The sequence below is a fragment of the Planctomycetota bacterium genome, assembly GCA_026387035.1.
In the GTDB taxonomy this organism is placed as follows: Bacteria; Planctomycetota; Phycisphaerae; order FEN-1346; family FEN-1346; genus JAPLMM01.
The window spans coordinates 1-8,734 of the sequence record JAPLMM010000095.1; the positions used below are offsets into that span (position 1 = coordinate 1).

Annotated in this window: 7 protein-coding genes; 6 read left to right on the plus strand and 1 reads right to left on the minus strand. The window is 68.9% G+C overall.

The genetic code is table 11. The features are described 5' to 3' along the window. The 6 genes from NTX40_03375 to NTX40_03400 form a co-directional block, all read left to right on the plus strand. A partial coding sequence (locus NTX40_03375; protein MCX5648127.1) for a lamin tail domain-containing protein occupies positions 1-1,326 on the plus strand: 1,326 nt, incomplete at its 5' end. A gap of 285 nt (positions 1,327-1,611) precedes the next feature. After that, positions 1,612-2,028 (plus strand): hypothetical protein, encoded by a 417-nt coding sequence (locus NTX40_03380; GenBank protein MCX5648128.1) that lies wholly within the window; start codon positions 1,612-1,614, stop codon positions 2,026-2,028. Positions 2,029-2,037: 9 nt separating this feature from the next. Further along, entirely contained in the window at positions 2,038-3,567 is a 1,530-nt protein-coding gene (pilM, locus tag NTX40_03385; protein ID MCX5648129.1) for a pilus assembly protein PilM, read from the plus strand. Beyond that, complete coding sequence (gene gspM, locus NTX40_03390) at positions 3,564-4,157, plus strand: type II secretion system protein GspM (protein MCX5648130.1); 594 nt, start codon at positions 3,564-3,566, stop codon at positions 4,155-4,157. Before pilM ends, gspM begins: the two co-directional genes overlap by 4 nt. Beyond that, a complete protein-coding gene (locus NTX40_03395; GenBank protein ID MCX5648131.1) occupies positions 4,144-4,794 on the plus strand; it encodes a hypothetical protein in 651 nt (216 codons plus the stop codon). The genes gspM and NTX40_03395 overlap by 14 nt, the downstream gene beginning before the upstream one ends. Beyond that, positions 4,791-6,359 carry a hypothetical protein gene (locus tag NTX40_03400; GenBank protein MCX5648132.1) on the plus strand — a complete coding sequence of 523 codons (1,569 nt, stop codon included), beginning with the start codon at positions 4,791-4,793 and terminating at the stop codon, positions 6,357-6,359. Before NTX40_03395 ends, NTX40_03400 begins: the two co-directional genes overlap by 4 nt. A 180-nt stretch (positions 6,360-6,539) precedes the next feature. On the opposite strand, the gene NTX40_03405 is transcribed toward NTX40_03400, so the two are convergent. After that, the coding region (locus NTX40_03405) for an acetate/propionate family kinase (protein MCX5648133.1) at positions 6,540-8,734 on the minus strand (2,195 nt) is incomplete at its 5' end.

Genomic DNA, 8,734 nt, shown 5'->3' on the forward strand with positions numbered 1-8,734 from the left:
GCCGCGGATCCGCGCCTGGGCCTCGTCGACGAGGCGCGGGCCGGCTTGGCCGCGTTCACCAGGGATTTTCGCGAGGCGCGGTCGATCGTCGAGGTCACCCAGTCGGGTCGGGCGGACTCCCAGGCCCGGTTCGCCTCGGACACCGGAGATACAATTTTCTTCGGACTCGCCACGGCCGAGAGCCCCTATCGGATTCAATACGGTCGGCCGGGGGCGGTCGAGAACATCGCCTTCAACTGTCAAAGCCTCTGGATCACCTGCTACGGGGCCGACGGGACGGTCCTCCCGATGCCGGGCTCCGACCGGACCGCCATCCGCTCCGTCGGAGCCACGGTGACGGTTTACGACCCCGCCGGTCGCGCCAACCCCATGACCTTCGCCACGCGCGCGAGCATCCGGCGGTCTTTGCCGAGCGTCGTCGTCAACGAAATCATGTACAAACCGCCGGCCGCGCTCGGCGCGAAAGACAAGAACCAATGGGTCGAACTCTATAACGCGACGGCCCGGTCCGTTGACGTCGCCGGTTGGCGCCTCTGGACGAAGGATCAAAGTACGCCCAACACGCTCGTGGCGGACCCGCTCTACAGTACCGGCTCGTGTGTCATTCCGGCCGGCGGCTACGCCGTCATCACCGACACCGACAGCGAACTTTACAATGAGAAACTCAATAACGGCGATTTTGAAAAGGGCATCATGAGCGACTGGAATAGCACGGATTTCTGGAAGGCGGACACCGGCAGCACGGTCTCGGGGAACTATGCGGCCCGATATTCCGGCACCGGTTGGAATATCATCTACCAGGATTTCAAGATCGAGAGTGCCGCCACCAAGGCCCGCGTCCGCGTGTGGGAGCGGGCCGCCTTCGGCACGCCGCGAGTCGTCATCCGCGTCACGAATCGCGGCTCGACCGTTTGGACCACCCTCTATGACGGGCCGTGCCAGACGGCGTGGACGGCCCACGCGGCCGATCTGACCGCCTACATCAACAGGGACGCCCGCCTCGAAATCTGGGCCTACCGAGGCTTTGGCGATGCGTACGTCTATGTGGACGCCGCCGTCGTCCACTGGAGCAAGAACCCGAACCTGTCCCTCGACGCCATGCACCTCTGGGTCAACAGCACCACGATCGGCCAGAACCTCGAGGACAAGCAGGTCTTCCTGGCCCAAGGCGGGCGATTGTCCGACGCGGTCGTTTTCAACAATGCCTGGGGCGGCGACGGCGACGGTTCGACTCTCAGCCGACGCGACGCCTTCGCCCCTTCCAGCGAAGCAGCCACCTGGCAGCCGAGCGCCTACGCCGGGACGCCCGCTGCCGCTAACCCGTAGGAAGGCACGATGCGCAAGGTGCACCGACAATCCGTCTTCGCCCTTCCGCCGTCGCCTTGCGGGCTATGGCGGACAGGTCGGGCTACGCCGGACAAGCACGAAAGACGCGGGGCGGGGGTGTGCCAAGATTTTCTGGCATCCGGCAAGGGCTTAGAACTGTGTGGCACGGCGGGCCTCGTCCCGCCGTGCGCAGGTGGGCCGGGACGCACGGCCGGGCAAGGCCGGCCGTGCCACACCCAATTACGGTTTCGCCTGCGCAACACTCAAGGGAGACGCCGGAAAATCTTGTCACACCCCGGGGCGGCCCTGATCCTCGTCATCTTCGCCGTGGCCTTCGTCGCCGTGCTCGCCGTTGCCGTCCTGGACGTGGCGGCCACGGACCTCGGAATCCTGCGAAACCACCAGAACGGCCTGAAGGCCCTCTATGCCGCCCAAGGCGGCCTGAACACGGCTATCGCGTCGCTTCGCACGGATTGCCAGAGCAGCGGCACGGTGAGCGGCACTATCGGAGCCAGTGGACAGTACGCCGCCCTCATTGAGAATAACCGTCCTCTGGTGACGGTGACGTCGACGGGCAAGGCGGCAGGGTTCGTCCGCACCGTCCAGGCCCGCGTGGTCGTTGCCGGGCCGCCGTTCAAAGCACCGTTCCCCGTCCGCGTCGAGTGGTGGCGCGAAGTCGCGGGCGTGAGCCTCGTTCCATAGGGAAGGACAATGTCCGAGCAACGCGCAATCGGGTTGGCCATTGACGCCGGGGCCGTGGAGGTGGTCGAACTGTCGGCCGACGCCGGCCGGATCACCGTCCTCCGGGCCGCACGCGAACCGCTCCCGCCGGGCGTCTTCGCCGGCGGCGCGGTCGCAAACCCTCACGCCTTGGCCAAAGTCGTCCGCCAACTGCTGAAGCGCGCCGGCCTGGCGCGGCGAAACCTGTTCATCGCGCTCGGCGGGAGCCGGGTGATCGCCCGCGTGGTCGAACTGTCGGCCGCGACGCCCGAGGAGGCCCAGCGCACGCTCGAGGACCGCATCGCCCGCTACGCCGTCTTTGAGGATACCGAGGTGACCTGGCAGGCCGCTCCGCTTGAGGAGGCCGAGCCGGGCAAACAGTCGTACCTTTCGGCCGCGGCCGCCGCCGACGCCATTCCGCCTCTGCTTCAGGCCTTCCATGCCGCGGGGATCCAGGTGGCCTATGTGGAGCCGCACGCCCTGGCGGGCCTGCGGGCCTTGGCCGCTCGCGAGGCCGAGGACTCCAGCGTTCCGCCGACCGTCTTCGTTTCGCTCGGCGCGGAGCGCACCGAATTCATCATCGCCCGGGGGAACCGGCCCCTCTTGATCCGTAGCGTGGACGTCGGCCTGGAAGCCCTGGCTTCCGCACCCGCCGCGGCTGACGACCTGCTGGTCGAGGCGAAACGTTCCGTCGAGTTCTGCCGCAGCCGATTCCCCGACGAGGCGCCGCGCCTCTGGCTCCGTGCGGCGGGCGGCGCGGAAACCGTTGTCCGGGACGTCCTGGCCCGCCTGGCCCAACTCGCACCCCCGTTGGCGGTCGAGGCGGCTCCGCGGTGGGCGACCGAAGCGCCGGCCGAGGCGCCCGATTCCGCGGCCGACGCCTCGTGGGCGGCCGTCGGGGCGGCACTGGCTTCTCTCGGCCGGGACGACGCCGCCTTGCTGAACCTCGTGCCCCCCGAGTGGCCCGAGACCCAGAAGGTGCGGCACCAGGTGCTTGGCCTGGCGGCCTCGATCGGCGGCGTGCTCCTGGTGACGTTCGCTCTTGTGACGTCGCTTCGGCTTACGGTGGGCGATGTGGCCCGTCGCGTCGAGGGCGCGTCCCTCCAGATGCACCGGAACACGACGGAGGTCCTGGAGGCGGCGGAACTGAAACACCGCGCCGCGACGGCGGTGGAAAACGCGAGGCTCTGGAATCGCGCGCGGGCGCATCTGGCGCCGTTCGATTGGGTGGCCGGCCTTCAGGCCGTCATCGAGCAGACGCCCGCGAGCGTCCGCATCACGCGTCTGACGGTCAAGGAAGGGGTGCTGCGGATCGCCGGCGAAGCGCGCTCGCCCGACGACGCCCACGAGTTCGTCCGCCGGCTTGCCTCGCTGCGACTGCTGGACGAGGCGAGAATGGAACGCCTCGAACGCGCCCCCGTCGAGGGGAGCCCGTTCATCCGCTGTACCATCACCTGCCGGTTCCATGAAACCGTGCCCGAGCCGGCCCCGGCCGACAACGCGAAAGGGACCAAGCGGTGATCCTCCAGTACCTGGTTCGGCGAAACCGGCGCGAACGCGGACTGTTGGGCCTGACGGTGCTCGTTCTGGCCGTCGTGGCGTGCTATGTCGCGACCATCGGCCCGGCGCGCGAGGCCGTCGCCGACCACGAGAGCCAACTCGTCTCCGCCCGGGCCAACCTGGACCTCCAGCAGCGTCAACTGACGCTCTTGCGGGCCGAAACCGCCACCGCCCGCCGGAGCCTCGAGGAACTCTCCGGCGCGGCGCCCCCCTGGGTGAACGCACGCCGGGCCGATGCGCTCCTTCAGGAGTGGCAGAATCTGGCCGCCGAAGTCGGCCTGACCCTCCAGTCCGTCACCCGGGAGAGCCAGGCCGCCCTGCGTCTCGACACCGGGGCGGCGCACGTTTTTTCCGTCGCCGTACGCCTGGAGGTCCGCGGACCGTACGCCAACGTGATGGCCCTCCTGGACCGCCTGGACGACGGAACGCATGCCGTCGGTCTCGAGGAACTCGACTTCCGCGTCGGCGAGAAACCGCCTTTCGACCTCGCCGTGATTCTCGTCGTGCGTCTCGGCCTCACAGACGAGGAGGCGCCGCATGCGGGAACTTAGCCTCATTGCTGCGATCGTGGCCATCCTCGCCGCGACGATCGTCCTGGCGCAGGAGGAACTGAAACCGGCCGCGCCGGCGCCGGCCGCTGCCGAACCGGCCGCGCCGCCGCCGGCCGCTGCCGAACCGGCCGCGCGCGCCAACCCGTTCTCGCCGCTCGACCCCGGTGCCGCGCCCCCACCCGGGTCGGCCTCGACGCCGCCCGTTGAGACGAGTCCGGCCCAGGCCGACGCCGCCGTTTCGCAGACCGCTAGCCCGGCGGCGGTGAAACTCAATGGGATCCTTTACTGCGAATCGAAACCCCTGGTGGTCATCAACGACCTCATCGCCGGCATCGGCGACGAGGTGGCCGGCATGCGCGTGACGGCCATCGCTCGGGACAAGGTCACGCTCGCCGGCTTCCGGGGCGTCTGGGTGATGACGCCCCTTCAGCCGGAGGCGCGCCCGGCGCCGGCGGTTCCGCCTGCTCCGGCCGAGGCCGGGAAGCCCGCGGTCGAGCCCGAAGCCGAGGCGTCCGCCGTCGCCCTGCGGGCTATGGCGGACAGGTCGGCGGATGAGGAAGCACTGAAGGCGGCCGGAGGCACGCCGGTCGTTGCCGCTGAAACAACCGACCAGCCAATTGGAAAGGAAAACCCATGACACCCGTTCCGAAGAAACTTTTCTGTCTTCTCGGCGCCGCCGCGTTGGTGCTGGTGCTCGGTGGCTGCGCCCGGTCCTCTCGCAAGGACGCTGCCTCGCCGTCGCGCGTCCGCGTCAAGGGCGCCCGCATCCTGGAGGCCGACCCCGAGCGCCCGGTGGAGCAGGGGGTTCTTCCGCCGGACCTGGCGGAGCGCGCCGAAGCCGAATCGATCCTCCCCGAGGCCCAGGACCGCTGGCGGACCGAGCCCGACCCCGACGTCGTGCCCGACGTCAAGGTCACCCTTGAATTGGTGAACGCCGGCGCCGACGAGGCCCTTCGCGGCCTCGCCTACCAGGGCGACGTGGACCTGGTGATGGCGGAGGGCATCGACCGCCGGGTGACTGTCCGGCTTCAGGACGCCCCGTGGGTCGAGGCGTTCGGGTCGATCCTGGACGGCGCACATCTGGTCGCCCAATGGGAAGGACGCCGCGTCCGCGTCGTTACCTACGAGCAGTTGCTTGCCGAGCGGACGGCCTCGGAGAGCCTGGAGACGCAGTTTCCGCGAACGGATGTGGTCGTCCTCCAGAACCTTAAGGCGAAGGACGTTGCCGTCACGGTGACGACGGTCCTGTCGGGGACCGGGAAGGTCGGCATCGACGAGGAAATGAACGCCATTGTCGTGACGGACACTTCCTCTCGCGTGGAGGCCGTCCGCCAGGCCGTCGCGAGGCTGGACCACGCCCCGCCCCAGGTCATGATCGAGGCCATGATCATCGACGTGACGCTGAACGACGAGATGCACTACGGCTGGGACTGGACGGTCTCGAAACTCATCGGCGACGCCATGACGTGGAACCAGGCGCTCACCGTCGGGGCCGGCGTGAACGCCGCCGCCGCGCCCGGCGGCCAAGTCACCTTCGCCCTGACGCGCAAGAACTGGACGATGACCGGCACCTGGGACTTCATTGAGACCCATGACAACGCAAAGGTCCTGGCGAACCCGAAGATCCTGGCGATCAACAACCGCCAGGCCGCCATCGAAATCATCGACGAAATTCCATACCAGGAACTCACGCAGACCAGCGCCGGCGGACAGATCGGAACGACGTCGTTCAAGGAAGTCGGCATCAAACTGGCCGTCACCCCGCGAATCGCCGCCGACGGCACCGTCCATCTGGAACTGGTGGCCGAACAGAGCAGCCCGACGGGCGCGGCCGTCAACCAGATTCCCGTCATCCAGACTCGCCGCGCCCAGAACGTCATGGTCGTCGAGAACGGCCGGACGATCGTCATCGGCGGCCTGCGCCGTCGTCGCACCAACACCAACGAGGACAAACTGCCCCTGATGGGCGACCTTCCGCTGATCGGCGGCCTCTTCCGCCGCGTCGAGTCCGTGGAAGTGGACACCGAACTGGTGATCTTCATCACGCCTCACATCGTGACGCCGGCCCAAGGGGTGACCGCGCGCGAACGCGTCCTTGCCGAGGCCATTGACCACCCGGACACCCGCTCGTTGCTCGAGCGGGGCGACCCGTTGCGGATCGGCGTGAAGAAGGAGGACGACCGGGCCCGCCGCGTGCCTTAACCCCCCTCGGCGGGCGAAACTTGCCCGCCCCGCATGCCGTCAACGCCCGCAGATGAGCCCCAGTCTCACCGGGGCGAATTTCACCCGCCGTGGCGGGCTGCGGGATGCCGTCGTCCGTTCACGCCGAAATCCGAAATTTTTGCGCGGCCCGTCGGGGCCTCGCGGCTTTCGTTAATCCCGTCAGACCGTCGTTCGCTGCTGGATGGACTCCAGTTCGCCCGTCGCTCCGGCGCCCAACTCGGCGGCGTTCGCCTCGTCCGTGTCAAGGTGCATGTCCAGGCGGAAGTTCGGGTCCACCCGGACGACCACGTCGCCGAAAATGAGCGACCGCTCGCCGCGGACCCGGATGCGGACGAAGTCGCGGTCGCGCACGGCAAACGCCATCGCATCCTCCGGCGCCATGTGAATGTGGCGCATGGCACAGATCGTGCCCCGTTCCAGCCGGACCTGGCCCGCCGGCCCCTCCAGCGTGATGCCCGGCGTGCCGTCCAGGTCGCCGCTCAGACGGATCGGCGCGTCGATGCCCAGTTTGAATTCCTCGGTCCTCGCGATTTCGACCTGGCTCTCGGGCCGGATGGGACCCAGGACGCGGACCCGCTCGATCCGCCCCTTCGGGCCGATGAGATTCACCTGTTCCTTGCAGGCGAACTGGCCGGGCTGCGTGAGGTCCGAGTGCCACGTGAGGGTGTGCCCTCGGCCGAACAGCGTCTCGACGTGTTCCTGTGTCAGGTGGACGTGATGGGCCGAGGTGCCGATCGGGATCGGCCGCTCCTTTTGCCGCATCACTTCCGTCACGCGGGCGTGCGCGAGGGCCCGAACGGTGTGGCGTGCGATGGTTCGCTCTTCGTCGCTCCCGACCACGAGGATTCGCGCCCGCGAATGGGGGGCGGAGATCTGGAGCGTCTCGCCCCGGCCGGCACGGGCCGCGCGGTTTCGCCCCTCGTCCAGGACGATGCCCATCCAGTCGAGACCCTGACAAATTCTCGCCCGCACTCCCGGGCTGTTCGCCCCCACGCCGCCGGTGAACACGATGGCGTCCACCCCGCCCAGGAGGCCGATGTAGGCGTTCAGGTGCTTGCGGGCCCGTAGCGAATAGGCCTGAAGGGCGACGAGCGCCCGCGCGTTGCCCTGGTTCGCCGCCTCCATCACCTCCAGAACGTCACCCGACACGCCCGACAGCCCCAAGAGGCCCGACTCCCGGAAAAGCCGGTCGTACAGTTCACCGGCCGGAATCTTCCGGTCCCGGACCAGGTGCAGGATGAGCCCCGGGTCCACGTCGCCCGGCCGCGTCGCCATCACGAGGCCTTCGAGGGTCGTGAATCCCATGGTCGTGTCGATGCTCCGGGCGTGGTCGATGGCGGCCAGCGACGCGCCGCGCCCGAGATGGCAGGTGACAAGCCGGAGGGTGTCGAAGGGGGCGCCGAGATAAGCGGCGGCCTCGCGCGCCGCGCCCTCGTGTGAAATGCCGTGGAAACCGAACCGCCGGAGTTTCGCATCGTACGCCAGGTCCTCCGGCAGCGCGTACCGCCAGGCGGCCTCGGGCATCGTCTGATGGAACGCCGTGTCGAACACCGCGACCTGGGGGACGCCCGGCGCGATCCGCTCGCACGCCTCGATGCCCAGGAGGTTGTACGGATTGTCCAGCGGGGCGAGGTCGGCGACCTGCCGGATCGCTTCCTTCGTCTCCTCGGTCACGATGGCCGGGCCGTTGTAGCGCGTGCCGCCGTGACGGACGCAGTGGCCGATGGCCGACAAATCCGCCGCCGAACCGATGAGGCCTGCGTCCTTGGCCGTCAGAGCCGCCAGCCCCGCCTTGAGCGCCGCTTCGTGCGTGGCGGGTCGGACGGCGGTTCGCTTCTCGCCGGCCGGGCCGGCGTGCACGTGGACGGCCTCGCCGGGGCTGCCTAGGCCTTCGACCTTGCCCCATGCCCGTGCCGTCTCACTCGTCGTGTCGAAGTACGCGTAGCGGACGTCGTCGAGGCGGCAACTGACGGCGAGGATCCGCATCGGTCGGGCGGCCCCCAGGCTGTAACTCACGGCGCGCGGGGCGGGATGTCGCGGCTCCTGGGGCTTGGGGGCGAGACGCCGGGTAATCAGTTTGGCCATGAACTGAACCGCCTCGCGGTTCATCGCCAGGATCGGGCTGATGGCTTCCTGAAGGAAGACGACGGCCTGTGAGGGCGCGGCGGCGACGACGTCGGCGTTGGTGGGGCTGCCCGTCAGGAGCGACATTTCGCCGAAGCATTCGCCCGGCTCGATGGAGCCGAGCGTCTCCCGTGACGCCGTCCCGAGCCCGCGGACGGCCTCGAGGCGGCCCGAAATCAAGACGCCGAAAATCTCGCCCGCCGCGCCGCCGTGGATGCAGACGTCGCCCG